Raw genomic sequence first — 25,532 nt, 5'->3', positions numbered from 1 at the left:
ACCTCCTAACCGGAGGTCCGCACCTTCTGCAGCTCCGGAAACTCTTCCTCGCGGAACTCGGCTCCGCGCAACGCATCTGTGCGATTATCGTCATGTTCGAGCCGGCGCAACTGTACCCGGCGGATTTTTCCGGAGATCGTCTTCGGCAGTTCGGTCACGAGCTCGATCTTACGGATGCGCTTGAACGGCGCGAGCCTTGTGTGCAGGTGCTGGAAGATCGACAGCGCCGTCTCGGGGCTGCGCTCGACACCGGAGACCAGCAACACATAGGCCTTGGGGATCGCGAGCCGGATCGGGTCCGGGCTCGGCACCACGGCGGCCTCCGCCACCGCATCATGCTCCAGCAGCACGCTCTCCAATTCGAACGGCGAGATGCGGTAATCGGAAGATTTGAACACGTCGTCGGTCCGGCCGACGAAAGTGAGATAGCCCTCGTCGTCGGTGAACACGACGTCGCCGCTGCGATAGATCTCGCCGTCCGTACCAATGAGCTTGCCGTCGTCGCCCTGATAGCCCTGCATCAGACCGGCCGGCCTGTCGGCGCCGAGCAGCAAGGTCACCTCGCCTTCCTTGGCGGCGTGGCCGTCATTGTCGGTCACCTGGACGCGATAGCCCGGCAGCGGCCGGCCCATCGAGCCGACCTTCACCTTTTGCCCCGGCGAATTGCCCGCCAGCGCGGTGGTCTCGGTCTGGCCGTAGCCGTCGCGAATGGTCAGGCCCCAGGCCGATTTGACCTGGTCGATGATCTCAGGATTGAGCGGCTCGCCGGCGCCGCAGACCTCGCGCAGCGAGACCTTGAAGCTTGCGAGATCTTCCTGGATGAACATCCGCCACACCGTCGGCGGCGCGCACAGCGTGGTGACGCCGCAGCGGCCGATGATCGCGAGCAGTCCTTTCGCCTCGAAGCGCGGCTGGTTGGCGATGAAGATCGTTGCGCCGGCGTTCCACGGCGCGAAGAAGCAGCTCCAGGCATGCTTGGCCCAGCCGGGCGACGAGATGTTGAGATGGATGTCGCCGGGCTGCAGGCCGATCCAGTACATGGTCGAGAGATGGCCGACCGGATAGCTGCGCTGGCTGTGCCGCACCAGCTTCGGCTTTGCCGTGGTGCCCGAGGTGAAATAGAGCAGCATCGGATCGTCGGCTTGGGTCGGGCCGTCGGCCGTGAAGTCGTCTGGCGCCTTGGTCGCCTCCTCGAACGGCAGCCAGCCGTCCTGCGCCTGCGTCGCGCCGACGACGATGCGCACGAGCTTGTCGCTGCCGAGGCCTGCGAACTTTGCGACCTGATCCTGGGTTGCGACCACCGCCCTCGCCTTGCCGCGATCGAGCCGGTCGCGCAATTCGTCGGCGGTGAGCAGCGTGGTCGCGGGGATCACGACCACGCCGAGCTTCATGGCGGCCAGCATGGTCTCCCACAGCGGCACGACATTGCCGAGCAGCAGCAACAGATGATCGCCGGGCTTCAACCCCTGCGCCCGCAGGAAATTGGCGACCTGATTTGAGCGGTGCGACAGCTCGGCGAAGCTGAGCTTGGTTTCATTACCGCTGGCGGCATCGACGATCCACAGCGCCGCACGGTCGCGGCTGTCGGCATTGCGCGCGAGCTCGGCGTCGAACCAGTCGAGCGCCCAGTTGAACGGCACGGCATCCGGCCAGCGGAAGCCCTTCACCGCCGCGTCGTAGTCGGTTCGGTGCTTGAGTAGAAAGGCGCGTGCGTCCTGAAATGTGGTCATCCGGCTTCTCCACATCCGCTGTCGTCATCCCCGCGCAACGCTTTGCGTTGTCGCTCGAGGAGCCGCGCTATACGCGGCGTCCAAAGGATGACGCAATAGAATTACTTCCCAGCGAGGCTGCGAACGTGCTGGATAATTCCGGAAAAGTCGACCCCGCCGTGGCCCGACGCGTCGAAGGTCTTATAGAGCTCCTGCGCATGCTTGCCGAGCGGCGTCACCGCGCCGGCGGCATTGGCGGCGTCCTGTGCCAGCGTCAGGTCCTTCACCATCAGGTTCGAAGCGAAGCCCGGCTTGTAGTCGTTGTTGGCCGGCGAGGTCGGCACCGGACCGGGAACCGGGCAGTAGGTCGTCAGCGACCAGCACTGCCCCGACGAGGTCGAGGCGACGTCGAACAGCGCCTGGTGCGACAGGCCGAGCTTTTCAGCCAACACGAAAGCCTCGCCGACCGCGATCATGGAGATGCCGAGGATCATGTTGTTGCAGATCTTCGCCGCCTGCCCCGCGCCGCCGGCGCCGCAATGCACGATCTTCTTGCCCATGTTGGCCAGCATCGGCTGGGCCGCCGCGAAGGCCTTGGCCTCGCCGCCGCACATGAAGGTCAGCGTCGCACCCTTGGCGCCGCCGGTGCCGCCGGAGACCGGCGCATCGATCGAGGCCATGCCGTGCTTGGCGGCCAGCGCATGCGCCTGCTTGGCGCTCTCGACGTCGATGGTCGAGCAGTCGATGATCAGCGCGCCCTTGGCCATCGCCGGAAGCACTTCGTTCCAGACGCCGAGCACATGCTTGCCGGCCGGCAGCATGGTGATGACAACATCGGCGCCCTTCACCGCGCCGACGCCGCTCTCGGCGATCGCGGCACCGTCGCTCTTCGCCTGATCGCGGGACGCGGCGACCAGATCGAACGCGGTCACCTTGTGGCCGGCCTTGACCAGATTGGCCGCCATCGGCCCGCCCATATTGCCGAGCCCGATGAATGCGACGTTTGCCATGGGAAGTTCCTCCGCTTGCGACGTTTCTATTTGCTGTCAGGGAATCTCAGTTCATCGGCGCCGATCTCGGCGAAGTAAGGCGCCAGCATCTCCGCCGTCACGTCCTCGATCCCAGGCGGCGACCATTTCGGACTGCGGTCCTTGTCGATCACGGCGGCGCGCACGCCCTCACGGAAATCGTCGCTGGCAAACACTTCAAGTGCGGCGCGATATTCGCGCACCAGGCACTCTTCCAGCGTCTCGGTCGCCCGCGCCAGCCGCAACAGTTTCAGCGTCACCGCCATGCCGCGCGGCGACTTCTCATTGAGCGTCTTCAGCGTGGCCTGCGCCAGGTCCGATCCGTCGGCCGTCAGTGCGGCGACGATGTCTTCCATCCGGCCGCGCGCGAACCAGCCGTCGATCTTGGCCTGCATCGCGGCAACAGGGCCGGATTTTTCGCCGGTCGCAAAGCCCGCGATCAGCCGGTCGATCTCCGCCGAACTGGTGCGTGGTGCGACCTTGGTCAGCGCCTCGCGCAGCGCGGGGAGCTTTGCGCTCGGCACCACGGCGTCGGCGAATTTGGCGTAGATCGCATCCGGACCATTCATGGTGGTGCCGGTGAGACCAAAATAGGTGCCGATCTCGCCCGGCGAGCGCGACAGCAGATAGGTGCCGCCGACGTCGGGGAAGAAACCAAGCCCGACTTCAGGCATCGCGAGTTTCGTCCGTTCTGTCACCACGCGGTGGCGGCTGTGCGCCGACAGGCCGACTCCGCCGCCCATCACGATGCCGTCCATGAACGCGACATAGGGCTTTGGGAACTGCTTGATCCGCGCGTTGAGGATGTACTCGTCACGCCACAGGATCTTGCCGAGATCACCCTTGACCTTGGAGCTTTCCCAGAGCGCGCGGATATCGCCGCCGGCACACAGGCCGCGCTCGCCGGCACCTTCCAGCACGATCACGGCGACCTCGGGATCGGCCTCGAACGCATCGAGCGCCCTGTCGATGTCGTGGAACATCTCCAGCGTGACGGCATTGATCGCCTTCGGCCGGTTGAGCCGGATGATGCCGGCCGCCCCTTCCTTGCGTGCGATCAGATCGCCTTCCGCGGCAACATCGTTCATCGCGCGCCCTCGATCAATTTGCGCGACACGATCAGCCGCATGATTTCATTGGTGCCTTCGAGGATCTGGTGCACGCGCAAATCGCGCACGATCTTCTCGACGCCGTACTCACTGAGATAACCGTAGCCGCCGTGCAGTTGCAGCGCCTGGTTGGCAACCTCGAAGCCGACATCGGTGCCGAAGCGCTTCGCCATCGCGCACAGCATCGAGGCGTCGGGGTCCTTGCGATCGAGCGCCGCCGCGGCGCGCCACAGGAAGGTGCGCGCGGCTTCCAGCTCGGTCGCCATGTCGGCGATCTTGAATTGCAGGGCCTGGAATTCGTCGAGGCGCTTTCCAAAGGCCTTGCGGTCCTTCATGTAGGCCAGCGCCTTGTCGAGCGCCGCCTGCGCGCCGCCGAGCGAGCACGCCGCGATGTTGAGACGGCCGCCGTCGAGGCCGGCCATCGCGATCTTGAAGCCGATGCCCTCCTCGCCGAGCCGGTTCGCGACCGGCACGCGGGCATTCTCGAAAACGACCGCGCGGGTCGGCTGCGCGTTCCAGCCCATCTTGCGCTCGTTGTTACCGAACGACACACCCGGCGTCTTGCCGTCGATCACGATGGTCGAAACGCCGCCGGGGCCATCGCCGCCGGTGCGTACCATCGCCACCAAGAGGTCGGTGCTGCCGGCGCCCGAGATGAACTGCTTCTGGCCGTTGAGCACGTAATGATCGCCGTCGCGCACCGCGCGGGTGCGCAAGGCGGCGGCGTCGGAGCCGGCACCCGGCTCGGTCAGGCAGTAGCTGGCGATCAGCTCCATGGTGCAGAGCTTCGGCAGCCATTGGTGGCGCTGGGTGTCGTTGCCGTAAGCATCGATCATCCAGGACGCCATGTTGTGGATCGAGATGAAGGCGGACGTGGTCGGACAGCCCGTCGCCAGCGCCTCGAAGATCAGCGCGGCATCGAACCGCGTCATCGCCGAGCCGCCGACTTCGTCCTTGATATAGATGCCGCCGATGCCGAGGCCTGCGGCCTCGCGCATCACGTCGACCGGAAAGTGCTTCTTCTCGTCCCATTCGAGCGCGTGCGGCGCGATCTTTTCCGCCGCAAACGCCCGCGCCATGTCGCGAACCGCGATCTGGTCCTCGTTGAGAGCGAACTGCATCATTGCCTCGCCCTGAACGGACTTACTTCATCGTCGGGATCGAGAACTCCGCACCGTCCTTGACGCCAGACGGCCAGCGCGAGGTCACCGTCTTGGTCTTGGTGTAGAAGCGGACCGAGTCCGGGCCGTGCTGGTTGAGATCGCCGAAGCCGGACTTCTTCCAGCCGCCGAAGGTGTAATAGGCGATCGGCACCGGGATCGGCACGTTGACGCCGACCATGCCGACATTGACCTTGGCTGCGAAGTCGCGCGCGGCGTCGCCGTCGCGGGTGAAGATCGCAACGCCGTTGCCATAGTCATGGTCGGACGGCAGCGCCAGCGCCTCGTGATAGTCCTTGGCGCGCACCACCGACAGCACCGGGCCAAAAATCTCTTCCTTGTAGATCCGCATGTCCTTGGTGACGTTGTCGAACAGCGAACCGCCGAGATAGAAGCCGTTCTCGTAGCCCTGCATCTTGAAGCCGCGGCCGTCGACCGCGAGCGTGGCGCCTTCCTTGACGCCGATGTCGATGTAGCTCTTGACCTTCTCGACCGCCTCGCGGGTCACCAGCGGGCCGTAGTCGGCCGACGGATCGACCGAGGTGCCGATCTTGAGCGACTCGACGCGCGGGATCAGCTTTTCCATCAGCCGGTCAGCGGTGGTCTTGCCGACGGGCACCGCAACCGACACCGCCATGCAGCGCTCGCCGGCCGAGCCGTAGCCGGCGCCGATCAGCGCGTCGACCGCCTGGTCCATGTCGGCGTCGGGCATGATGATGGCGTGGTTCTTGGCGCCGCCGAAGCACTGGCAGCGCTTGCCGGTCTGCGCGGCGCGCTCATAGATATACTGGGCAATGGGCGTGGAGCCGACGAAGCCGATCGCCTTGACGTCGGGATCGTCCAGGATGGCGTCGACCGCTTCCTTGTCGCCGTTGACGACATTGAGGATGCCGGCCGGCAGCCCGGCTTCGATCATCAGTTCGGCGAGCTTCATCGGCACGCCGGGATCGCGCTCCGAGGGCTTCAGGATGAACGCGTTGCCGCAGGCGATCGCAGGGGCGAACTTCCACATCGGGATCATCGCCGGGAAGTTGAACGGCGTGATGCCGGCGACGACGCCGAGCGGCTGGCGCATCGAATAGATGTCGATGCCGGGACCGGCGCCTTCGGTGTACTCGCCCTTCATCAGATGCGGGATGCCGCAGGCGAACTCGGCGACCTCGAGGCCGCGCTGGATGTCGCCCTTGGCGTCGGGAACGGTCTTGCCGTGCTCGCGCGCGAGCAATTCGGCGAGCTTGTCGTAGTCGCGCTGCACCAGTTCGACGAACTTCATCATGACGCGGGCGCGGCGCTGCGGGTTGGTAGCCGCCCATTCGCCCTGTGCCGCCCTGGCGTTCTCGACCGCGGCGCGGACTTCGGCCTTGGAGGCCAGCGCGACCTTGGCCTGGACCTCGCCGGTCATCGGCTCGAAAACGTCTGCCGTACGGCCCGAGGTGCCCTTGACCTCCTTGCCACCGATGAAATGTCCGATTGAACGCATGGATAACCCTCCCTGAAGGACCTGAATCGCCAGCCGGCCGGCGGGATCACTTTACAAACCCTAATGACCCTGCATTTTATGGGATTCAAGTCCGATAAATTGCACCATAGATGTGCGGAAATGCAGGATCAAGGCGGCGACACGATCGACTGGGACGACTTCCGTTTCGTGCTTGCCATCGTGCGCGGCGGGTCGGTTTCGGCTGCCGCCAAGCAGCTTGGCGTCGATCATGCCACAGTGATCCGGCGTGTCGACCGGCTGGAAGGCCACCTCTCCGCAAAACTGTTTGATCGCCGCAAGACCGGCTACCTGCTCACCGAGGCCGGCCAGCGCGTCGCCGACAGCGCGGAGGCGATGGAATCCACCATCGTCGCCAACCAGGAGGCGGTCGGCGGCTCGCGCGCCCACTTGACCGGCACGGTGCGGATCGGCGCGCCCGACGGCTTCGGCAGCCACTTTTTGGCCTCGCGGCTGGTCAAGTTCACCGAGCGGTATCCCGATCTCGATCTGCAGCTCGTCGCCACCGCGCGGCTGTTCTCGCTCTCCAAGCGCGAGGCCGACATTGCGATCAGCCTGACCATGCCGAAGGAAGGCCGCATCGTCGGCCGCAAGCTCCTGGACTACACGCTCGGGCTTTATGCCGCGCCCGCCTATCTGGCGCAGGCGCCTGCCATCGCCGCGCGTACCGACCTGCCGCGGCACCGCTTCGTCGGTTACATCGAGGAGCTGCTGTTCACACCGGAACTGGACTATCTCCCGCAGGTCTCTCCGAAGATCTCCGCGAAATTCCGCAGCGCCAATCTGATCGCGCAGCTCAATGCCACCATTGCCGGCTTCGGCATCGCCGTGCTGCCGCACTTCATGGCATCAGCCCATCCCGAGCTGCAGCCGGTGCTGCGCGACGAGGTGCGCATCTCGCGCACCTTCTGGCTCCTGATGCACGCCGACAGCAAGGACCTCGCCCGCATCCGGGCGGTGGCGGATTATATCTACGAGACCGTGGAAGCCGAGCGCGCGCTATTTAGTGGGCCGTAGGGCTCGGCGACGTCATCCGGCGGATCGGATGCCGCGCGGGTCGACATCCCGGTTCGATGCGACGTAGTCGACCTCGCCGCGCGATATCCCGATATCCATGAGCTCCCGATCGCTCAGGCTGCCGAGGTCGGCGCGCAGCCGCTCCCATTTGCGCCATTCCTGAATTGCGTCCCAAAAGCTCCTGAAGGCGCCGGAGATCCGCGGCGTCGATGCGGTCGCTTGGGCCGAATTCAATGGACCGTAGGTCGTGCTCATTGCAGCACCTCGAGGTTCGTTCCGTCAGGACACGGTACCGGGGCGTGCTCGAGCGCACTTGACAGGCGGCTTACATTTTCCTCACCGGCGGCTTATTCTTGGCCCGTGAGGCCCGGCCACAGTGCCTCATCGCGACCATCGGACGCACACCCAAGGGATTCGCGGCTTGCGCTATCTCTTCGAGGAGTACGCACTCGACACGGACCGGCGCGAGCTGCATCGCGGGACGGACGTGGTCTCCGTCGCGCCACAGGTATTCGACCTGCTCGACTTTCTGATCCGCAACAGGGAGCGCGTCGTCAGCAAGGACGATCTCATCGAGGCGATCTGGAACGGGCGTTGCGTGTCCGATGCGGCCCTGACCACACGTTTCAACGCTGCGCGGAGCGCGATCGGCGATTCCGGCCAGGCGCAGCGCCTCATCAAGACCCTGCCGCGCAAGGGCTTCCGGTTCGTCGGCATGGTCCGGGAAGAGCCGGTGCCGGCGAGCGCGGCAACAGCCGACCCACCGGTCGAACCGCAGCAGCCACCCCGCAAGCTCACCGACAAGCCTTCGATCGCCGTGCTGCCGTTTCAGAACCTCAGCGCCGACCCGGAACAAGAGTATTTCGCCGATGGCGTCGTGGAAGAGATCACGATGGCGCTGTCGCGGTTTCGCTGGCTGCTCGTGATCGCGCGCAATTCGAGTTTCACATACAAGGGCCGGCCCGTGGACATCAAGCAGGTCGGCCGCGAGCTTGCGGTGCGCTATGTGCTCGAAGGCAGCGTGCGCAAGGCCGGAAACCGCATTCGCATCGCCGGTCAGCTGATCGATACCGAAACCGGCGCACATCTCTGGGCGGACCGCTTTGACGGGGCGCTCGAAGATATCTTCGATCTGCAGGACCAGGTGACCTCCACCGTCGTGGGCGCCATCGCACCCATGCTGCAGCGCGAGGAAATCAAGCGAGCCAGGCGCAAGCCAACCGAGAATCTGGATGCATACGACTATTACCTGCGTGGATTGGCGATCGTTCGCCAGTGGACCAGGGAAGCCAACGGCGAAGCGCTCCAGCTCTTCAGCAAGGCGATCCAGCTCGACCCCGGTCTCGCCTGCGCCTATGGCATGGCCGGGTGGTGCTACATCCAACGCAAAGCGCGCCACTGGATGATGGATCGTGTGCAGGAAAGTGCCGAAGCTACGAGGCTAGGCTGGAAGGCGGTGCATCTCGGAGCAGACGACCCTGCAGCGATCTGCATGGGTGCCTATGTCCTCGCCTTCATCGCCCATGAATTCGATGATGCCGCCGCCTTCGTGGATCGCGGGCTGGCGGTCAATCCGAACCTGGCGCAAGCGTGGCATCTCGGTGCATGGGTGAGAGCCTTCAGGGGCGAACCCGATCTCGCGCTTGACTACGCGATGCACGCCATGCGCCTCAGCCCTCTCGATCCGTCCATGTACGGCATACACGGAGCGGTGTCGTATGCGCATTTTCTCTCGGGCCGCTACGAAATGGCGTCGTCATGGGCCGAAAGAGCATTGCGCGACAATTCGGATTTCCTGCTGGCCATCTGCATGTCCGCAGCCAGCAACGCACTCACCGGACGCCTCGAGGCGGCACAAAAGGGCATCGCACGCATCCGCGAGCGCGATCCCGATTTGCGCATCTCCAATCTGGGAGAGCTCGCACCATTTCGGCGAGCGGAGGATCTTGCGCTCTTTACCAAGGCTCTTCGCGCAGCCGGGCTCCCCGAATGAATGTGGGTTCGCGGCGCACCCTCAGCAGCAGAATCGAACCGGCAAACCGCGTCGGTGGCCGACTACATCCTACACTACAAGACGATGGAAACCGGGCGCACGCCGCTTAGCGGGCCATGATGTCGTCGTCCCGGCTTTCGCCGGGACGACGCGGGGAACCAAATCGGCTAGTTTGCCTTGGCTTTCTTCGCCGACGCCTTCACTGTCGTCGCACGTCCCAGCGCCGCCTCGCGGCCCGCGCTCAGGATTTCGTCGGACATCTCGCCATTGCCGGCGATCCGCGACATCACGATGGTGCCCAGCATGGTCGCGAGCACACCCATGGCCTGCTTGCGCGCGGTCTTGCGCGGCACGTCCTGGATCTGGTCGGTGATCATGTCGATCATCTGATCCAGCTTGAGCGCAAAGGCCTTGCGGGTCTTCAGGCTTTCGCGGGCGATCTCGGCGCCGAGCGCCGGCACCGCACAGCCCTGGCCGGGGTCGTCGCGATGGGTCGCCGACAGGTAGCCGTCGACGATGGTCGAAAGCCGCTTCTCCGGCGCCACTTCCGCGGTGACCTTGCGCCAGCGCTCGGTGGCGCGGTCCATCGCATAGTTGAACGCCTCGATCACCAGCGCCTCGCGCGAGTCGAAATGCGCGTAGAAGCCGCCATGGGTCAGCCCGGCGTCCTTCATCAGGTCGGCGACGCCGATGCCATGGGCGCCCTTCTCGCGCAGCCGCGTCGCAGCCCGCTTCACGATCCGTGCGTGGGTCTCCTGCTTGTGCTCTTTCGAATAGCGCATGCCGATCTCATGGAATGTTTCTAATCATATAATAGCAGATTTGCAGCCGCGACGCTGCATTTATTTCGTCTTATTCAGGGGGTTGGGGTTCCGCCCAGCATGGAAAATGTCGCGGTCGCGTGCACCGCAAGATTGCCCTTGCCGTCGCGGACGAACCCCTCGGTGTAGCTGGTCTGGCGGCCGAGCTTGATCACCTTGCCCTCGGCCGCGATGGTTCCGGACCGCGCCGACAGCGGACGCAGATAGGTCAGCTTGAGGTCGAGCGTGACCGAGGTCTGCCCGGCGGGCAGCAGGGTCGAGATCGCGCAGCCCATCGCGGTATCGAGCAGCGCCGCGGCGGTCGCGCCGTGCAGCAGGCCGATCGTGTTCTCCAGGCTCTCGTGCGCATCGAGTTCCATCACGATACGCCCCTCCTCGACTGCGGCCACGCGGAAGCCGATCAGCCTGGCCATCGGCGGCGGCGGCAACACGCCGTCGCGGATCGCACGCATCGCCTCGATGCCGGACATCGGCAGCGCCGCCTTCGCCACCGGCCCGGGCGCCTGCCATTCCACCACGCGCGTGCGCGTCAGCTCGGGCGAATGAAGATCTGCTGTCTCAGCGGCGGTCATGACGGCTCCATTTATATGATGAATATAATTCTATATATCCGCGTTCGCCGGCGCAACCGCGGCGCCGATGCTTGACAGGGACCGGGTTTGTCCGGGACATGGCGCGATCAATTCTTGCGCCGGGACTTTTTCCATGGACATGCTCAATCCCCACTGCGGCATCGACCGCGACCACAGAGGCGTCGTCCGCCTCACCATCTGCAACGCCGGCAAGCTGAACATCGTCAGCTCGGCCGTGACCAATGGCGTGCGCGAAGGCTTTGAGCATCTGGCCGCCGATCCGACCATCCGCGCGGTGATCCTGGCCGGCGAAAGCGAACGCAGCATGATCGGCGGCGCCGACATCAAGGAGATGGCGACGCTCGACCAGACATCGGCCGAGGCCTTCATCAGCCGCCTGCGCGACCTCTGCGAGGCGGTGCGCAAATTCCCCGCGCCTGTCATCGCCCGCCTGCCCGGCTGGTGCCTCGGCGGTGGCCTCGAGGTTGCGGCCGCCTGCGACGTCCGCGTCGCGGCGCATGATGCGATGTTCGGCATGCCCGAGGTGCGCGTCGGCATCCCCTCGGTGATCCATGCCGCGCTGCTGCCGCGGCTGATCGGCTGGGGCCGCGCCCGCTGGCTGATGATGACCGCCGAGAACATCGACGCCCCGACGGCGCTGTCCTGGGGCCTGGTCGACACAGTGGCAAAACCCGGCGGTCTCGATGAGGCCGTCGAGCACACCGTCAAGGCGCTGCTGGAATGCGGCCCCGAGGCGCTGCGCATCCAGAAGGACCTGCTGCGGCAATGGGAGGAGCTGCCGCTGACCGAGTCGGTCAACCTCAGCGTCGGCGTGTTCGGAAAATCGTTCCAGACCGGCGAGCCGCAGCGGCTGCTGCAGGGGTTTTTGGATCGCAAACGGTAATAGCAACAACGCATTTGACGGACTGTTGACCGCCGACGACAGCCGACTAGGCTAACCTGAACGACGAGACAGGCGCGTCCGATCGAGAACGTCGATCGCAACGGCCGTCTCGCCGACGCCCGCGGGCCAAGAAGACAATCATTTTCGGGACAAACGCACGGGGGCACCACTCAAAGGCAGCAGGAGGACATATGGTCCAAAAGCGCGACGTTCCCGGTATCCGCCCCTATGATGCTCCGGCCGGCGGCTGGGGCGCCCTCAAGGCCACCGCCGAGGCGGTTCGCACCCAGATGGATCTGGTCGAGGCGCCGATCACGCTGCTGCGGACCAACAAGCCCGACGGCTTCGATTGTCCGGGCTGCGCCTGGCCCGACAAGGAGCACACCTCCACCTTCCAGTTCTGCGAGAACGGCGCCAAGGCCGTGACCTGGGAGGCGACCAGCAAGCGCGTCACACCGGAATTCTTCGCCGCGCACACCGTGACCGAACTGCTCGGCTGGACCGATTTCCATCTGGAGAACGAGGGCCGGCTGACCGAGCCGCTCGCCTATGATTCCGCAAGCGACACCTACCAGCCGATCGCGTGGGATGCCGCCTTTGCGCGGATCGGCGAGAGCCTGCGCGCGCTGCCGGATCCCAACATGGCCGAGTTCTACACCTCCGGCCGCGCCTCGAACGAGGCCGCCTTCCTGTTCCAGATCTTCGCGCGCGAATACGGCAGCAACAATTTCCCCGACTGCTCGAACATGTGCCACGAGGCGACCAGCGTCGGGCTGCCGCAATCGATCGGCATCGGCAAGGGTACGGTGTCGCTGGATGATTTCGACCATTGCGAGCTGATCATCGCGATGGGCCACAACCCCGGCACCAACCATCCGCGCATGATGGGCACGCTGTGGGAGGTCTCGCGCCGCGGCGTGCCGATCATCGTGTTCAATCCGCTGCGCGAGCGCGCGCTGGAGCGTTTTGCCGATCCGCAGGACCCGATCGAGATGGCAACGCTCGGCTCGACCCGGATCGCCTCGACCTATTATCAGCCCAAGGTCGGCGCCGACGCCGCGGTGCTGAAGGGCGTCATGAAGGCGCTGATCGAGAAGGATGACGCGAGCCACGACGTGCTCGATCATGCCTTCATCGCCGAGCACACCAACGGCTTCGAGGCTTTCGCGGCCGATCTCCGCGCCACGCCGTGGGAAGCGATCGAGACCGTCTCAGGCTTCAGCCGCGCCCAGCTCGGCGAGGTCGCCGCCGCCTACGCCAAGTCCAACGCCACCATCGTCACCTACGGCATGGGCATCACCCAGCACATGCGCGGCACCGACAATGTGCAGCAGATCGCAAACCTGCTGCTCTTGAAGGGCAATTACGGCAAGCCCGGCGCCGGCATCTGCCCGCTGCGCGGTCACTCCAACGTGCAGGGCAATCGCACCGTCGGCATCACCGAGAAACCCAATATCCCGATGTTCGAGGGCATCGAGCGCACCTTCGGCTTCAAGCCGCCGCGCCATCACGGCCATGACGCGGTCGCCGCGATGGAGGCGATCGACGACGGAAGATCCAAGGTGCTGATTTGTCTCGGCGGCAATTTTGCCATCGCCCTGCCCGACCCCGAGCGTTGCACATCCGCCATGCGCAAGCTCGAGCTTGCCGTGCATCTCGGCACCAAGCTCAACCGCTCGCATCTCCTGGTCGGCAAGCAGTCGATCATCCTGCCGGTGCTGGGCCGCACCGAACGCGATATCCAGGCCTCGGGCCCGCAGGTGGTCACCGTCGAGGATTCGATGTCGATGGTGCATGCCTCGCGCGGCAAGCTCACCCCGGCCTCGGAAAATCTGCTCTCGGAATCGGCGATCGTTGCCGGCATGGCGATGGCGACCTTGCCGGCGAGCAAGGTGCCGTGGACCGAGCTGATCGCCGACTACGACCGCATCCGCGACGCCATCGAGGGCGTCTTCCCCGACTTCAGGGATTACAACGCGCGGATCCGGATTCCCGGCGGCTTCCGCCTGCCGCTGCCGCCGACCGAGCGCAAATGGACCACGCCGTCAGGCAAGGCCGAATTCCTGATCTTCAAGGGCCTCGAAGAAGACCCTGCCCTGGCCGACAACAGCGTCCTCAAGCTCGCCACCATCCGCAGCCACGATCAGTACAACACCACGATCTATGGGCTGAACGACCGCTATCGCGGCGTGTTCGGGCGACGCGACGTGCTGTTCACCAACGCAGCCGATCTCGCCGAGCGCGGGCTTGCCCATGGCGACCTCGTCGAGATCGAGACGGCGCTGCCCTCGGGCGCGCCGCGCCGCCTCACCCTCACGGCGATCGCCTACGACATCGCCCGCGGCTCGGTCGCCGCCTATTATCCCGAAGCCAACGGCCTGGTGCCGCTCGACTATCAGGACAAGGAAAGCGGCACGCCGTCGTACAAATCGGTGCCGGTGCACATCCGCAAGGCGGCCCAGGCAGTGTAAGCGACCAGGCCGTAGCCCGGATGAAACGCAGCGATATGCGGGGTATTCCTATCCCCGGATATCGCTGCGTTCATCTGAACTACCGTGTTTGCTCATCCAAATAACACTCGCAGGAGTTGTGCTATCAGTGCAGCCATTATACTGTTTCGACACTCACCCCGGAGTGATCGATGGGATCGTTGTTTTCTGCGTTCAAGGCGCTCAAGCGAGTCGTCAGCGGACAAGTGATTGAGCGGATAGACACTCCCATGAACGGCGGCTTCTCGACGATCTCCCTGCGGCTTAAGCAAGAGAGCTCGTCCGGCGACTATTATGTCGTTCTGGCGGAGCTGAGCAGCGGCAACTACCAGTACGCTGCGTTCACGAAGGAAGAGTTCGGAGAGTTCTCGGATGCAGTCTCGCGCATCCAGAAACTTCTGCGTGAACACAACCCGTGACTTGCATAGGCCCAGCGGTGGTGTACGGAACCCGGCGCGCACCGGATATCAAATGCACCGCCCCTCACCTCGCATTCGCCGGCGCGTGCACCGGCCAGAGATCGGCGCGCCAGTGCACGGCGATCGCCAGCATCGCCATGAAGCCGGCGGCGGCCAGCAGCGTGCCGGTCGCGGTGTAGCCGATTAGATCGATCAGGCTGCCGGCCGCGAGCAGGCCGAGCGGCAGGCCGTAGATCACCATCATCCGCACGCCCATCACGCGGCCGCGCAGATGCGCGCTGGCATTGCGCATCAGCATCACGGCCGCCGAGATCATCGACATGCTCTGCGCGATGCCGGCAAGCACCAGGCAGGCCATCGCCACCGGCATGGTGCGGAGCTCGACGAACACCAACAGCATCGCGTACCAGGCGAGCGTCGCACCGATCAGAAGCCGCGCGATGCGCACGCCGCCGGCCATGCTGAGCGTGATCGAGCCGATCAGCGAGCCGACCGCAAAGCTTGCGGAGAGATAGCCGAGGCCGGTCTGGTCGGTGTGGAAGATGTCGCGCGCGACATAGGGCAACAGCCCGTTGGTGAGCGGAAACGCGGTGAGGTTGGCGAGGAAGGCGACACACAGCGCGGCGCGCATGCCCGGGCCGCTCCAGGCATAGACGATGCCCTCCTTGAGATCGCGCAGCAATTTTGAGCCCGGCAGGTCGACGTCAGACTGAGCGGCTGCGCCGTGGGACTTCGGCCGGCCCATGCAGAGCATCAGGATGGCGGCGACGAAATAGAAGCTGGCGATCCCGACATAGACATAACCGATGCCGAGCGCAGCGAACAATCCCGCCCCGGTCAGCGCACCGGCGATGCGCGCGGAGTCCTGCGTGGTGCGCGCCAGGCTGATGGCACCGACCAGCTGCTCCGGCGGCATGATGTCGGCGAGCAGCGCGCCACGCACGCCGAGATCCGATGGGCGGATCAGCCCCATGATCGCGACGATGATCATGACGTTGAGCGGTGCGAGATGTCCCGTCAGCGCCAGCGTCATGATGGTGCCGGCCAGCGCCGTATAGGCAAAGCGCATCACGGCGAGGAGATCCCGGTGCCCCATGCGGTCGCCGATCATGCCGACCACGGGCGCGACCAGGGTGCCGACATATTGTAGTGAGGCGAGCACGGTCAGCAGCAGCACCGAGCCAGTCTCGACCATGATGTACCAGCCGAGCACCAGCGTCTCGACCTCGAACGCCCAGGAGGTGAGCAGGTCGGACGGCCATTGGAAGCGATAGCTGCGGATGCGAAACGGTGCGAGCGCGGAGGTCCGCGTGGTCCCGCTCACGACGCGATGACGCGTGTCACGGCGTGTCCTGCCCTTTTCTTGGTTCTTCTGGGTCTTGAATCCGGGTGTTGATTCTCTTGCGAAAATTCCCTGTTCCGGAACGTAGCGCTGACGGTGTCCGTGTCAATCGAAGCCGCCGCATGCGGCCATGCGCGGCGGTAGCGGCGTGCTGCACTGCCCACCAACGCGTGTTGTCGGGCCATCCGTCTGGTCCGCCCCGTGAGATGATGTGCTACAATGCCGATCCGAAACCGCGGAGGACCACATGACAGCCTTCGAAGTTTTCGCGATCTACGTGACGCCCTTTGTGATCATCGGGATCGCAATCAAGTTGCTGATGAAGCGTTACGCCGTCGATCTGCCCGACGTGCAGAAGCAGGCCGGCTCCGCACCGAAGCGGCGATTTCTGCTCGGCGCCTGGCGGTCGGATTAGGCAATGAAGTCGAGCGCTTGAGGCCCCGCTCTGGTTTACAAGACTACGGCCACGGCGTAGCGCTTCGTCCTTGACCCGTGTTTGGATCGCCCTGAGGAGGGAGTAATACCGTGCCTGGCCCGGAAAGCCTTCCAATCGACCAGATCTACGTTCCCCTGAAGAAGAGGAAGACCCTCAGGCCCGAGGTCGTTCAAGAGATCGCCGCGAGCATTCTGGAGGTCGGACAGCAACTCCCGATTCTCGTTCGGCCTGACGAGGGCCGGCTCGTCTTGCTCGAGGGATTGCATCGGCTCGAGGCCTGCAAGGCACTGGGCGAGACCACGATTATCGGAGTGCTGGGTTCGGCAGAGACTGCGCACCACAAGGCGTTGCTATCCGACACTGCTGAAACCGAGGCTGAGCGGGACAAGATGGCGCGATTGAAAAAGCTGCGCCTCGAAAAGGAAGCTGCGGATAGATCGACCGCATCCGCGGCTGCAACCATGAAACCTCAATCGACCGAGCTCCGGTCAACGCGTTCCGGCAGGAACATTGGACGAGGCCCGTCCCGCGATGCAGGATCGAAAACGAAAACCCTGTCGGAATGGCTCACGCAGCAAAAGCGCGATGGCGGCCGCTACTAATGGCCGGACCGTATATGCCGGCCATGTGCTCCTGCGTCTAGCACCCCCGCGCTGATTCAGGCAGCCCAGCCCGCCGCAGCGCCCCTCATCATCTTCAAGATGTATTCTAGCTGGAAGCAATACATGCGGTAGAAAGCTGTCAGCCTTTCACAGAGCATGCAACACCTTCGGTGTCGTCCCTGCGAAAGCAGGGACCCATAACCACGAATGGCTATTGTGCACGATGTCGGTGCGACGAGTCCCTTTCATCCGCCGCGGAGTATGGGTCCCTGCTTTCGCAGGGACACGTGACGGGAATCTTGTCCCCACCAACACCCGTCGTCGCCCGGCTTGACCGGGCGATCCAGCACGCCGCGGCCCATCGGTTCAACAACGACTACCTCTGGAATGCTGGATCACCGCTTTCGCCTTCGCGGGTGATGACACCGCGTGCTTGATATCCTGAATCGAGAACCATCCACAGCGTCGTCCTGGTGAAAGCCAGGACGACAGCGGAGATCGGGGTGAAGCATGTCCCCCACCAACTCATGCGAACACGACATTTTGTCATGGGAGCCGCAGTTGCATTTTTTGCATCGCATCATATGATGCACATAATTCAATTAGATTCCCGCATGGAACGGAGTTCCGCCATGGCATCCAGCGCCGATCCCGTCGTCATCCTCTCCGCCGCCCGCACCCCGCTCGGCCGTTTCATGGGCGAGCTCACACCGCTCGCCGCCCACAAGCTCGGCTCGCATGTGATCGGCGCGGCGCTCGAACGCGCCAAACTCGCGCCCGAGCGAATCGACGAGGTGTTCATGGGCAACGTGCTGCCCGCCGGCCAGGGCCAGGCCCCCGCCCGCCAGGCCGCGCGCGGCGCCAGGCTGCCGGATGCGACCGGCGCCACCACCGTCAACAAGGTCTGCGGCTCCGGCATGAAGGCGACCATGCTGGCTCACGACATCATCAGGGCGGGCTCGGCCGAGATCGTGCTGTCCGGCGGCATGGAGAGCATGAGCAATGCACCGTATCTGTTGCAGAAGGCACGCGGCGGCTATCGCGCCGGCCACGATCGCATCATCGACCACATGATGATGGACGGGCTCGAGGACGCCTATGAGACCGGCCGCTCGATGGGCGATTTCGGCGAGGCCACCGCGGAGGCCTATCAGTTCACCCGCGCCGACCAGGACACTTATGCGATGGAAACGCTGAGCCGCGCCCGCAAGGCGGTCGAGGGCGGCGCCTTCAAGGCCGAGATCGCGCCGATCACGCTCACCGAGAAGGCAGGGCCACGCATCATCGCCAATGACGAGCACCCGCTGAAGGTGGATCCGGCAAAGATCCCCGGCCTTAAGCCGGCGTTCCGCGCCAACGGCACCATCACGCCGGCGGCCTCCTCGGCCAATGCCGACGGCGCCGCGGCGCTGATCCTTGCGAAGCGCTCGCTCGCCGATCGCGACGGACTGCCGGTGCTCGCCGAAATCAAGGGCCACGCCACCCACAGCCAGGAGCCGCAGTGGTTTACGACAGCGCCGATCCCTGCGATCAGAAAGCTGCTCGACAAGGTCGGCTGGAGCGTCGGCGATGTCGACCTGTTCGAGATCAACGAGGCGTTCGCGGTGGTCGCGATGGCGGCGCAGCGCGACCTCGGCATTCCCCGTGACCGGCTCAACATCAATGGCGGCGCCTGCGCGCTCGGCCATCCGATCGGCGCCACCGGCGCGCGGCTGATCGTGACCCTGCTGCACGCGCTGGAGGCGCAGAACCTGAAGCGCGGCGTTGCCGCGCTGTGCATCGGCGGCGGCGAAGCCACCGCGATCGCGGTCGAGCGGGTGGTGCATTAAGCGATAGCGTTCCCCGTCATTGCGAGCGAAGCGAAGCAATCCATCGTCCCGCATATGCGGCGCCATGGATTGCTTCGTCGCTTTGCTGCTCGCAATGACGCCGTTGCGGAAAGCCATTACCCACCTAATGTCCGAAAACGAGGGAACTTCGCCATTTTAGACATGGACGCGCCGTGCCATATTGCGCATCGCGAATACAACCTCATTGCATTTGATCTGGACCACAATGATCTCGAATTGGCTTGCTTCCGCCCTCGCCCGCCGCAACGTCCACTATGGCTGGGTGATGGTCGCCGTGACCTTCCTCGCCGCGTTGATCTCGGCCGGCACCGTCGGCGCACCCGGCGTCTTCATCGTGCCGCTGCAGAAGGAATTCGGCTGGTCCACCGCCGAGATCTCCTCGGCGCTGTCGATCCGCTTCATCCTGTTCGGGCTCATGGCGCCGTTCGCCGCCGCGCTGATGAACCGCTACGGCCTGCGCAACGTGACGCTGGCGGCGCAGCTGATCGTGGTCTCCGGCCTTGTCGCGTCACTGGCGATGACCCAGGTCTGGCAGCTCATCCTGCTTTGGGGCGTCGTGATCGGGATCGGCACCGGCATGACCGCGCTGGTGCTCGGCGCAACCATCGCCACGCGCTGGTTCGTGGCGCGACGCGGCCTCGTGATCGGCATGCTCACCGCGAGCGTCGCGACCGGGCAGCTCGCCTTCCTGCCGCTGCTCGCCACGATCACGGAGCGCTATGGCTGGCGCGTCGCACTTGGATTCGTCTGCGTCATGCTCGGCGTCGCCGCCTTTGCGGTGCTGATGCTGATGCGCGACCGGCCGAGCGACGTCGGCCTGCGCCCGTTCGGCGATACGGGCACCGCGCCCCTCCCCGCGCCGCCGCCGGCCAATGCGCCGATCATGGCCGCGGCGCTCGGCACGCTGCGCGACTCCTCGAAATCGTCGGTGTTCTGGATCCTGTTCGCGACGTTCTTCGTCTGCGGCGCCTCGACCAACGGCCTGGTCCAGGTCCATCTGATCCCGATGTGTCTCGACTTCGGCATCCCGCAGGTGCAGGCCGCGAGCCTGCTCGCCGCGATGGGCATCTTCGATTTCTTCGGCACCATCATCTCGGGCTGGCTGTCCGACCGCTACGACAACCGCTATCTGCTGTTCTGGTATTACGGCCTGCGCGGGCTGTCGCTGCTGTACCTGCCCTACTCCGATTTCACCTTCTACGGCCTGTCGCTGTTCGCGATGTTCTACGGGCTCGACTGGATCGCAACCGTGCCGCCGACGGTGCGCCTCACCGCGCAGCGCTTCGGCGCCGAGCGCGCCAATCTGGTGTTCGGCTGGATCTTCGCCGGCCACCAGCTCGGCGCCGGCGCGGCCGCGTTCGGCGCCGGCGTATCGCGCACGGTCTATTCCAGCTATCTGCCGGCGTTCTTCATCGCCGGCGCACTATGTGTCTGCGCTGCGCTGATGACACTGGCGATCGCGCGGCCGCAACCGAAGCCGGTGGCCGAGCCAAAACCGGCCGCGGCTTGAGCGGCCGCGCCGGTTCCGGCCCTATGCCTACCGCGGCCGGCGCCTACTCCGCAGCGAGGCCGGTCGGCGCTGCGGCCTCGGCGGCTTCCTTGTTGTAGTCGTGCACGACGCGGCCGAACGGCAGCGTCAGGTCGGCGATGTAGTGATGCGCGCCGACCACGCGCTTGACCGGGAAATCCGCGACCGGTGCGTTGACGTGCGGCACGAGATGCAGCCGGCCCGGCCCGATCCACGAACCCTTGACGACGATGTCGGTCAGGTTGATCGCGACCAGCTGGCAGACCTCTAGACGGCCGTCGACGCCGGGGATCATCTTCAGATTGACTTGCGTCTTCGACAGCGTGGCGCGGGTGACGTCGCCATTGCCCGCCATGCTCTCGTGCTTGTAGCCCATCGTGCCCATCGCAACGAGCTGGCCGGCATATTCCAGCGTGCCGGTCAGGGTGTCCTTGACGATCTCGAGCTTGGGATGGGCGTATTTCTTCGGGAAGCCCCAGATCTCGCGGCCGGCCGCGATCGGCGGATCATCGTCGAGATACATCTGGCAGACGAAGTTGACCTCTTCACCATGCAGCCGCGCAGGGATCACGAGGCCGGACTCGGTGTAGCTGCCGAAGCCGGAGCTGTCGGGCATCTTGATCCATTCGTAATGTACGATCGCCTGCTCGATCGGCTCCAGCGGTTCAGGCAGCCCGGCGCGGATCAATTCCGGATCGGTCTCATAGGTGATGACGAGGAATTCGCGATCGATGAAGCGGTAAGGACCGGCGGGATAGCTCGGACCGGCGGCCGGCATGGACGGAAGCTTGAGCAGATCTTCCCTGCGCATCGCAATAACCCCCTGTTGGCAAATGTAGCGCGGAAGCTATCGGCCGAGATTGACAGCGATATGAGGGATTTCCGTCAGGGGCGTGACCTCGGTTCGGCCGATGAGCCCAATGCTAACCATGCAGGCAGCCATGCCGAACGCGCCAAGCGCGGGGCCTCACTTGTCATCACGGCGTCATCGGCGCCCTGAATTCTCGCCGCGAATTGTTGGAGTGCCTGACATGGACGCGCGTACCCCTCATGTCGACGATATCGAGCATGCGACGCCCGGCTGGCGTCCCGAAGGCTGCGATCGCGTGGCGCTGGTGCTGCAGGGCGGCGGCGCGCTCGGCGCCTATCAGGCCGGCGTCTACCAGGCGCTGCATGAGTGCAACATCGAGCCCGACTGGGTCTGCGGCGTCTCGATCGGCGCGATCAACTCGGCGATCATCGCCGGCAATCCGCCCGACAAGCGGCTGGAGCGGCTGCACACTTTCTGGGATCGCATCACCAGCCGCAAGATCTGGCACTACACGCCGGACGGCGACATCTTCCGCAGGGCGCGCAATCTCACCAGCTCATGGCTGACGACGACGCTGGGGCAGCCCGGCTTCTTCACCCCGCATCAGAGCAATCCGTGGCTCAGCCCGGCCGGCGCGCGTACCGCGACGAGCTATTACGACACCACGCCCTTGCGTGAATCGCTGCTCGAGCTCGTCGATTTCGACCGCATCAATTCCAAGAAGATGCGCTTCGCGGTCGGCGCCGTGAACGTGCTGTCCGGCAACTTCATCTATTTCGACAATGCCCATGACGAGATCATCCCCGAACACATCATGGCGAGCGGCGCGTTGCCGCCGGCACTGCCGATGGTGAAGGTCGGCACGGATCATTTCTGGGACGGCGGCATCGTCTCCAACACGCCGCTGCAGCATTTGCTCGACCAGGAGGACAATGCCAATTCGCTGGTGTTCCAGGTCGACCTGTTCTCGGCCCGCGGTGTGCTGCCACGCGACATCCAGGACGTGATGGCCCGCCATAAGGACATCATGTATTCGTCGCGCACCCGCTACAACACCGACGTCTACCGCAAGACCTACAATCTGCGCACCGCCCTGCACAACGCGCTGGGAAAGATTCCGGACGACCAGCTCTCGGACGAGGAGCGCCAGCTCAAGAAGGCCAACAGCCGGCTGCCGGGCATCACGCTGCTACAGCTGATCTATCAGCAGAAGGCCTATGAGGGCGACGCCAAGGACCACGAGTTCTCCGGCACCTCGATGCGCGAGCACTGGGCGAGCGGACACGAGGATACCAAGCGCTCGCTGAAGCGGCGCGACTGGATCAAGATGCCCGAGAACGGCATGGGCATCGTGATCCACGACGTGCATCGCGAGAGCGAGTAGGAAGCGGCCTTACGGCCGCGTCGACATGTTGCTTGGCGGGCCGGCCTTGCGGATCGGCTCGGCAAGGCGCGCGAATTCGCAGAGCAGCGAGCGCGTCTTGCGCGGGTCGATCACCTCTTCGACCCAGAACTTCTCGGCCGAGCGGAACGGCGAGCGCAGCTTGTTGAGGCGGTCCTCGATCTCGCGCAGCTTGGCGGCGGGATCGGCGGCCGCGTCGATCTCGGCACGATAGGCCGCCTCGATGCCGCCCTCGAGCGGCAGCGAACCCCAGTAGGCCGATGGCCAGGCATAGCGCATCGAGAAGCGGTTGGCCGGCTGATGCACCACGCCGGCGACGCCGAAGGCGTTGCGGATGATGATGGTGCACCACGGCACCGTGCTCTGGTTGACCGCGGCCATCGCCCGCACGCCGTGGCGGATGGTCGCCGACTTCTCCGCCTCGAGCCCGATCATGAAGCCGGGGCAATCCATCAGATAGACCACCGGCAGATGGAAGGTCTCGGCGAAGTCGACCCAGCGCACCACCTTGGCGCAGGCATCCGCGGTCCACGAGCCGCCATAGTGGAACGGGTCGCTGGCGAGCAGCAGCACTGCTCGGCCCTCGATCCGCGCCAGGCCGGTGATGACCGGGCGGCCGAAATTGGCAGCGACCTCGAAGAACGAGCCCTTGTCGACCACGGCCTCGATGATCGGACGCATCTTGTAGACCTGGCGGCGATTGCGCGGCACGGCCTTTAGCAGCGACTCCTCGGCCCGTTCCGGATCGTCGGTGCAGGGAATGGTCGGCGGCAGATCGTAGACCGACGCCGGCAGATAGGACAGGAAGCGCCGCGCATAGTCGAACGCCTCCTCCTCGGTCTCGACGGCCTGGTCGATCGCGCCGGCGCGGGTCTGGATGTCGGCGCCGCCGAGCTCCTGCTTGGTCAGATCCTGGCCGAGCCGCTTCACCACCGGCGGGCCGGCGACGAACATCGCGGAATTCTTGGTCATGATCGAGTAATGCGTGGCCGCGAGCCGGGCGGCGCCAAGGCCCGCGACCGAGCCGAGCCCGAGGCCGACCACCGGCACCCGCGCCAGATTGGCGGTCGTGTACCAGTACCAGCGCGTGCCGCCGACGCCGCCGGGCAGATTGGCGGCGCCCCTGGTCTCGATCGTCTTCACCGAGCCGCCGCCGCCGGAGCCTTCGATCACGCGGACGATCGGCAGACGGAAGTCGTGCGCCATCTCCTCGGCCATCAACGGCTTGGCGGAGATCGATGCATCGGCCGAGCCGCCGCGCACGGTGAAATCGTCGCCGACCACCACCACGGTGCGGCCGTCGACCCTGGCACGGCCGAACACGCAGTTCGCCGGCGTCAGATGCTTGAGTTCGTTGCTCTCGTCGTATTCGGCGATGCCGGAGATGGCGCCGACCTCGTGAAAGCTGTTCTGGTCGACGAGCTTGTCGATGCGCTCACGAACCGTGAGCCGGCCCTGGTCGCGTTGCCGCTTGACCTTGTCAACGCCTCCCATCTCCCGCGCGAACGCTTCGCGCCGGGCGAGGTCGTCGAGTTCCGGCTTCCAGTTCATTCATTGCCTCCGTCTTGATGATTTTGTTGTTGTTATGGGTGGTCACGGGAAGCGACTTGCGCTCGATCCGATTGCTGAAGATGTCGCCGTCGGCGCCTTCGAGCAGGCTGCCGAGTGCGGCAGCGAGGTCGACCATCTGCGGTGCGACCTCGCGGTGCAGCCGCTGCTCGTCATACATCGCCGACAGCAGGCCGATCGTGGTGACCACATAGGTCTGATATTGCGGCGACCACAGCGGCACCGCGACGCCGTTGATGTGCGGGCTCCACAGGCCGCAGGCAACGACGTAGCCGTGCTCCTGCAGATGCCGGCGATTGGCCGCGATGCGCGGCGTCAGCATCTTGGCGCTCTCGGGCAGTTCGCCTTCCATCTCCGCGATCAGCGCATCGCCGATCGCAGGATCGAGCGCCGCGGTATAGGCGTGGCCGGCGGCGGTGGTCGCCATCGAGATGCGGCTGCCGGTGGCCTCATGCAGGCCGAGCGCATTCGCCGCGCGGGCGAACTCCAGATAGACCAGATGAAAGCGGTCCGGGATGACGAAGCCCACCGTGCCGGGCAATTGATCGGCGACATCCTGCAAACGCAGCCGGATCAGATTGCGGAGCTGCAGCCCCTTCATCATCGAGGTGCTCATCGCAACCGCACTCGGGCCGATGCGATATTTCTGATCGCGCGGCAGATAGACGAGCTGTCCCATCCGCGTCAGCGTGTGCGTCAAGCGCGACACCGTCGATCGCGGCAGACCGCAGCGGTTCGAGATCTCGAGATTGCCGAGCCGCGCTTCATGTCCCTCGAAGCACCGCAATACGTCAAACGCGCGCGACACCACCTGGATGACATCGCCATCGCCAGTCTCGCTGGCGAGCATTCCCTGCCGGCTAAGCCGTTCCGAGCGCCGTCCCATCTTGTTTGGCTCCATTCCGTCTTGCGGAATAAAATTCCACTTGCAGATGAAGCTACCTCAGGCAATCTGCCGCCACAACAAAAAGCCGTTCGCCGGATGAAATTTCCGCAAGACGGTATCGGAGAGTGGAATGCCAGAGATCAAGGTTGTGACCGACGTTGCCGGGCGCGTTTGCGCGCTTTCTGTTGAAACCGGCAGCAGCATCGGCAGCGGCGACGAGATTGCGTTCGTCGAGGCGATGAAGATGGAGATCCCGGTCACATCGACGGCAGCAGGCAAAATCAAGTCGATTCTGGTGCGGATTGACGATGTCATCGCCGAAGGCCAGGCGATCGCGATCGTCGAGACCTGACGGCGACCGCTCAAATCTCACCCGCGACAATCTGT

Annotated in this window: 23 protein-coding genes; 11 read left to right on the top strand and 12 right to left on the bottom strand. The window is 64.9% G+C overall.

What is annotated here, in order from left to right:
• Positions 1-5 precede the first annotated feature (5 nt).
• The 5 genes from CK489_RS24925 to CK489_RS24905 all read right to left on the bottom strand — a co-directional run bounded on the left by CK489_RS24925 (position 6) and on the right by CK489_RS24905 (position 6,486).
• Positions 6-1,730: an AMP-binding protein gene (locus tag CK489_RS24925; protein WP_095734162.1), complete on the bottom strand. Its 1,725-nt coding sequence runs from the start codon at positions 1,728-1,730 to the stop codon at positions 6-8.
• Positions 1,731-1,831: 101 nt separating this feature from the next.
• Complete coding sequence (gene mmsB, locus CK489_RS24920; RefSeq protein ID WP_283807313.1) at positions 1,832-2,749, bottom strand: 3-hydroxyisobutyrate dehydrogenase; 918 nt, start codon at positions 2,747-2,749, stop codon at positions 1,832-1,834.
• Entirely contained in the window at positions 2,746-3,825 is a 1,080-nt protein-coding gene (locus tag CK489_RS24915) for an enoyl-CoA hydratase/isomerase family protein (protein ID WP_095734160.1), read from the bottom strand. The genes mmsB and CK489_RS24915 overlap by 4 nt, the downstream gene beginning before the upstream one ends.
• Positions 3,822-4,967 (bottom strand): isobutyryl-CoA dehydrogenase, encoded by a 1,146-nt coding sequence (locus tag CK489_RS24910; RefSeq protein ID WP_050627080.1) that lies wholly within the window; start codon positions 4,965-4,967, stop codon positions 3,822-3,824. The genes CK489_RS24915 and CK489_RS24910 overlap by 4 nt, the downstream gene beginning before the upstream one ends.
• Before the next feature lie 22 nt (positions 4,968-4,989).
• Complete coding sequence (locus CK489_RS24905; RefSeq protein WP_050626981.1) at positions 4,990-6,486, bottom strand: CoA-acylating methylmalonate-semialdehyde dehydrogenase; 1,497 nt, start codon at positions 6,484-6,486, stop codon at positions 4,990-4,992.
• 120 nt (positions 6,487-6,606) lie between these two features.
• On the opposite strand from CK489_RS24905, the gene CK489_RS24900 reads away from it, so the two are divergent.
• Positions 6,607-7,521 (top strand): LysR family transcriptional regulator, encoded by a 915-nt coding sequence (locus CK489_RS24900; RefSeq protein WP_050626982.1) that lies wholly within the window; start codon positions 6,607-6,609, stop codon positions 7,519-7,521.
• Positions 7,522-7,533: 12 nt separating this feature from the next.
• Here the strand turns inward: CK489_RS24900 and CK489_RS24895 are convergent, their stop codons facing one another.
• Positions 7,534-7,776 carry a DUF1127 domain-containing protein gene (locus CK489_RS24895; protein ID WP_063781800.1) on the bottom strand — a complete coding sequence of 81 codons (243 nt, stop codon included), beginning with the start codon at positions 7,774-7,776 and terminating at the stop codon, positions 7,534-7,536.
• Between the two features lie 166 nt (positions 7,777-7,942).
• Here CK489_RS24895 and CK489_RS24890 point away from each other — a divergent pair, with 166 nt between their 5' ends.
• Positions 7,943-9,514, top strand: coding sequence for a winged helix-turn-helix domain-containing tetratricopeptide repeat protein (locus CK489_RS24890; RefSeq protein ID WP_095734159.1), 1,572 nt, complete (start codon positions 7,943-7,945; stop codon positions 9,512-9,514).
• Between the two features lie 167 nt (positions 9,515-9,681).
• Here CK489_RS24890 and CK489_RS24885 read toward each other — a convergent pair whose 3' ends face one another.
• Together CK489_RS24885 and CK489_RS24880 are read right to left on the bottom strand one after the other, a co-directional pair.
• The gene (locus tag CK489_RS24885; RefSeq protein ID WP_095734158.1) at positions 9,682-10,296 is read right to left on the bottom strand and encodes a TetR/AcrR family transcriptional regulator; all 615 of its coding nucleotides are present in this window, start codon (positions 10,294-10,296) and stop codon (positions 9,682-9,684) included.
• Positions 10,297-10,370: 74 nt separating this feature from the next.
• The gene (locus CK489_RS24880; RefSeq protein WP_095734157.1) at positions 10,371-10,907 is read right to left on the bottom strand and encodes a PaaI family thioesterase; all 537 of its coding nucleotides are present in this window, start codon (positions 10,905-10,907) and stop codon (positions 10,371-10,373) included.
• Positions 10,908-11,040: 133 nt separating this feature from the next.
• Here CK489_RS24880 and CK489_RS24875 point away from each other — a divergent pair, with 133 nt between their 5' ends.
• The 3 genes from CK489_RS24875 to CK489_RS24865 all read left to right on the top strand — a co-directional run bounded on the left by CK489_RS24875 (position 11,041) and on the right by CK489_RS24865 (position 14,719).
• Positions 11,041-11,811 carry an enoyl-CoA hydratase gene (locus CK489_RS24875; RefSeq protein WP_095734156.1) on the top strand — a complete coding sequence of 257 codons (771 nt, stop codon included), beginning with the start codon at positions 11,041-11,043 and terminating at the stop codon, positions 11,809-11,811.
• A gap of 191 nt (positions 11,812-12,002) precedes the next feature.
• Positions 12,003-14,282: an FdhF/YdeP family oxidoreductase gene (locus CK489_RS24870; RefSeq protein WP_095734155.1), complete on the top strand. Its 2,280-nt coding sequence runs from the start codon at positions 12,003-12,005 to the stop codon at positions 14,280-14,282.
• A 170-nt stretch (positions 14,283-14,452) separates the two neighbouring features.
• Complete coding sequence (locus tag CK489_RS24865; protein ID WP_095734154.1) at positions 14,453-14,719, top strand: hypothetical protein; 267 nt, start codon at positions 14,453-14,455, stop codon at positions 14,717-14,719.
• Positions 14,720-14,783: 64 nt separating this feature from the next.
• Here the strand turns inward: CK489_RS24865 and CK489_RS24860 are convergent, their stop codons facing one another.
• Positions 14,784-16,043 carry an MFS transporter gene (locus CK489_RS24860; RefSeq protein ID WP_050626989.1) on the bottom strand — a complete coding sequence of 420 codons (1,260 nt, stop codon included), beginning with the start codon at positions 16,041-16,043 and terminating at the stop codon, positions 14,784-14,786.
• 265 nt (positions 16,044-16,308) lie between these two features.
• Between CK489_RS24860 and CK489_RS41815 the strand changes: the two genes are divergently transcribed.
• The 4 genes from CK489_RS41815 (at position 16,309) to CK489_RS24845 (ending at position 20,459) form a co-directional block, all read left to right on the top strand.
• Complete coding sequence (locus CK489_RS41815) at positions 16,309-16,476, top strand: hypothetical protein (protein ID WP_167350138.1); 168 nt, start codon at positions 16,309-16,311, stop codon at positions 16,474-16,476.
• Between the two features lie 110 nt (positions 16,477-16,586).
• Positions 16,587-17,099 (top strand): ParB N-terminal domain-containing protein, encoded by a 513-nt coding sequence (locus CK489_RS24855; protein WP_095734153.1) that lies wholly within the window; start codon positions 16,587-16,589, stop codon positions 17,097-17,099.
• A gap of 632 nt (positions 17,100-17,731) precedes the next feature.
• Entirely contained in the window at positions 17,732-18,928 is a 1,197-nt protein-coding gene (locus CK489_RS24850; protein ID WP_095734152.1) for an acetyl-CoA C-acyltransferase, read from the top strand.
• Positions 18,929-19,154: 226 nt separating this feature from the next.
• A complete protein-coding gene (locus CK489_RS24845; RefSeq protein ID WP_095734151.1) occupies positions 19,155-20,459 on the top strand; it encodes an MFS transporter in 1,305 nt (434 codons plus the stop codon).
• A 43-nt stretch (positions 20,460-20,502) separates the two neighbouring features.
• Here the strand turns inward: CK489_RS24845 and CK489_RS24840 are convergent, their stop codons facing one another.
• Positions 20,503-21,288 (bottom strand): acetoacetate decarboxylase, encoded by a 786-nt coding sequence (locus tag CK489_RS24840; RefSeq protein WP_095734150.1) that lies wholly within the window; start codon positions 21,286-21,288, stop codon positions 20,503-20,505.
• A gap of 220 nt (positions 21,289-21,508) precedes the next feature.
• On the opposite strand from CK489_RS24840, the gene CK489_RS24835 reads away from it, so the two are divergent.
• Positions 21,509-22,672 (top strand): patatin-like phospholipase family protein, encoded by a 1,164-nt coding sequence (locus tag CK489_RS24835; RefSeq protein ID WP_095734149.1) that lies wholly within the window; start codon positions 21,509-21,511, stop codon positions 22,670-22,672.
• A gap of 9 nt (positions 22,673-22,681) precedes the next feature.
• Here CK489_RS24835 and CK489_RS24830 read toward each other — a convergent pair whose 3' ends face one another.
• The gene (locus CK489_RS24830) at positions 22,682-24,241 is read right to left on the bottom strand and encodes an acyl-CoA carboxylase subunit beta (protein WP_095734148.1); all 1,560 of its coding nucleotides are present in this window, start codon (positions 24,239-24,241) and stop codon (positions 22,682-22,684) included.
• The gene (locus CK489_RS24825; RefSeq protein ID WP_050627082.1) at positions 24,171-25,145 is read right to left on the bottom strand and encodes an IclR family transcriptional regulator; all 975 of its coding nucleotides are present in this window, start codon (positions 25,143-25,145) and stop codon (positions 24,171-24,173) included. Before CK489_RS24825 ends, CK489_RS24830 begins: the two co-directional genes overlap by 71 nt.
• Positions 25,146-25,275: 130 nt before the next feature.
• Between CK489_RS24825 and CK489_RS24820 the strand changes: the two genes are divergently transcribed.
• Complete coding sequence (locus CK489_RS24820; RefSeq protein WP_095734147.1) at positions 25,276-25,497, top strand: acyl-CoA carboxylase biotin carboxyl carrier protein subunit; 222 nt, start codon at positions 25,276-25,278, stop codon at positions 25,495-25,497.
• Positions 25,498-25,532: the final 35 nt, after the last annotated feature.

Source organism: Bradyrhizobium sp. UFLA03-84, from assembly GCF_002289535.1.
Lineage (GTDB): Bacteria > Pseudomonadota > Alphaproteobacteria > Rhizobiales > Xanthobacteraceae > Bradyrhizobium > Bradyrhizobium viridifuturi.
Note: the sequence above shows the minus strand (reverse complement) of the source record. Positions and strands in the feature narration are given on the sequence as shown.

Bases quoted from the DNA above. Each gene is read 5' to 3' on its own strand.
- CK489_RS24925 (WP_095734162.1), bottom strand. From the start codon at position 1,730: ATGACCACATTTCAGGACGCACGCGCCTTTCTACTCAAGCACCGAACC.
- CK489_RS24915 (WP_095734160.1), bottom strand. From the start codon at position 3,825: ATGAACGATGTTGCCGCGGAAGGCGATCTGATCGCACGCAAGGAAGGG.
- CK489_RS24910 (WP_050627080.1), bottom strand. From the start codon at position 4,967: ATGCAGTTCGCTCTCAACGAGGACCAGATCGCGGTTCGCGACATGGCG.
- CK489_RS24905 (WP_050626981.1), bottom strand. From the start codon at position 6,486: ATGCGTTCAATCGGACATTTCATCGGTGGCAAGGAGGTCAAGGGCACC.
- CK489_RS24900 (WP_050626982.1), top strand. From the start codon at position 6,607: ATGCAGGATCAAGGCGGCGACACGATCGACTGGGACGACTTCCGTTTC.
- CK489_RS24895 (WP_063781800.1), bottom strand. From the start codon at position 7,776: ATGAGCACGACCTACGGTCCATTGAATTCGGCCCAAGCGACCGCATCG.
- CK489_RS24885 (WP_095734158.1), bottom strand. From the start codon at position 10,296: ATGCGCTATTCGAAAGAGCACAAGCAGGAGACCCACGCACGGATCGTG.
- CK489_RS24880 (WP_095734157.1), bottom strand. From the start codon at position 10,907: ATGACCGCCGCTGAGACAGCAGATCTTCATTCGCCCGAGCTGACGCGC.
- CK489_RS24875 (WP_095734156.1), top strand. From the start codon at position 11,041: ATGGACATGCTCAATCCCCACTGCGGCATCGACCGCGACCACAGAGGC.
- CK489_RS24870 (WP_095734155.1), top strand. From the start codon at position 12,003: ATGGTCCAAAAGCGCGACGTTCCCGGTATCCGCCCCTATGATGCTCCG.
- CK489_RS24865 (WP_095734154.1), top strand. From the start codon at position 14,453: ATGGGATCGTTGTTTTCTGCGTTCAAGGCGCTCAAGCGAGTCGTCAGC.
- CK489_RS41815 (WP_167350138.1), top strand. From the start codon at position 16,309: ATGACAGCCTTCGAAGTTTTCGCGATCTACGTGACGCCCTTTGTGATC.
- CK489_RS24850 (WP_095734152.1), top strand. From the start codon at position 17,732: ATGGCATCCAGCGCCGATCCCGTCGTCATCCTCTCCGCCGCCCGCACC.
- CK489_RS24845 (WP_095734151.1), top strand. From the start codon at position 19,155: ATGATCTCGAATTGGCTTGCTTCCGCCCTCGCCCGCCGCAACGTCCAC.
- CK489_RS24840 (WP_095734150.1), bottom strand. From the start codon at position 21,288: ATGCGCAGGGAAGATCTGCTCAAGCTTCCGTCCATGCCGGCCGCCGGT.
- CK489_RS24835 (WP_095734149.1), top strand. From the start codon at position 21,509: ATGGACGCGCGTACCCCTCATGTCGACGATATCGAGCATGCGACGCCC.
- CK489_RS24830 (WP_095734148.1), bottom strand. From the start codon at position 24,241: ATGAACTGGAAGCCGGAACTCGACGACCTCGCCCGGCGCGAAGCGTTC.
- CK489_RS24825 (WP_050627082.1), bottom strand. From the start codon at position 25,145: ATGGGACGGCGCTCGGAACGGCTTAGCCGGCAGGGAATGCTCGCCAGC.
- CK489_RS24820 (WP_095734147.1), top strand. From the start codon at position 25,276: ATGCCAGAGATCAAGGTTGTGACCGACGTTGCCGGGCGCGTTTGCGCG.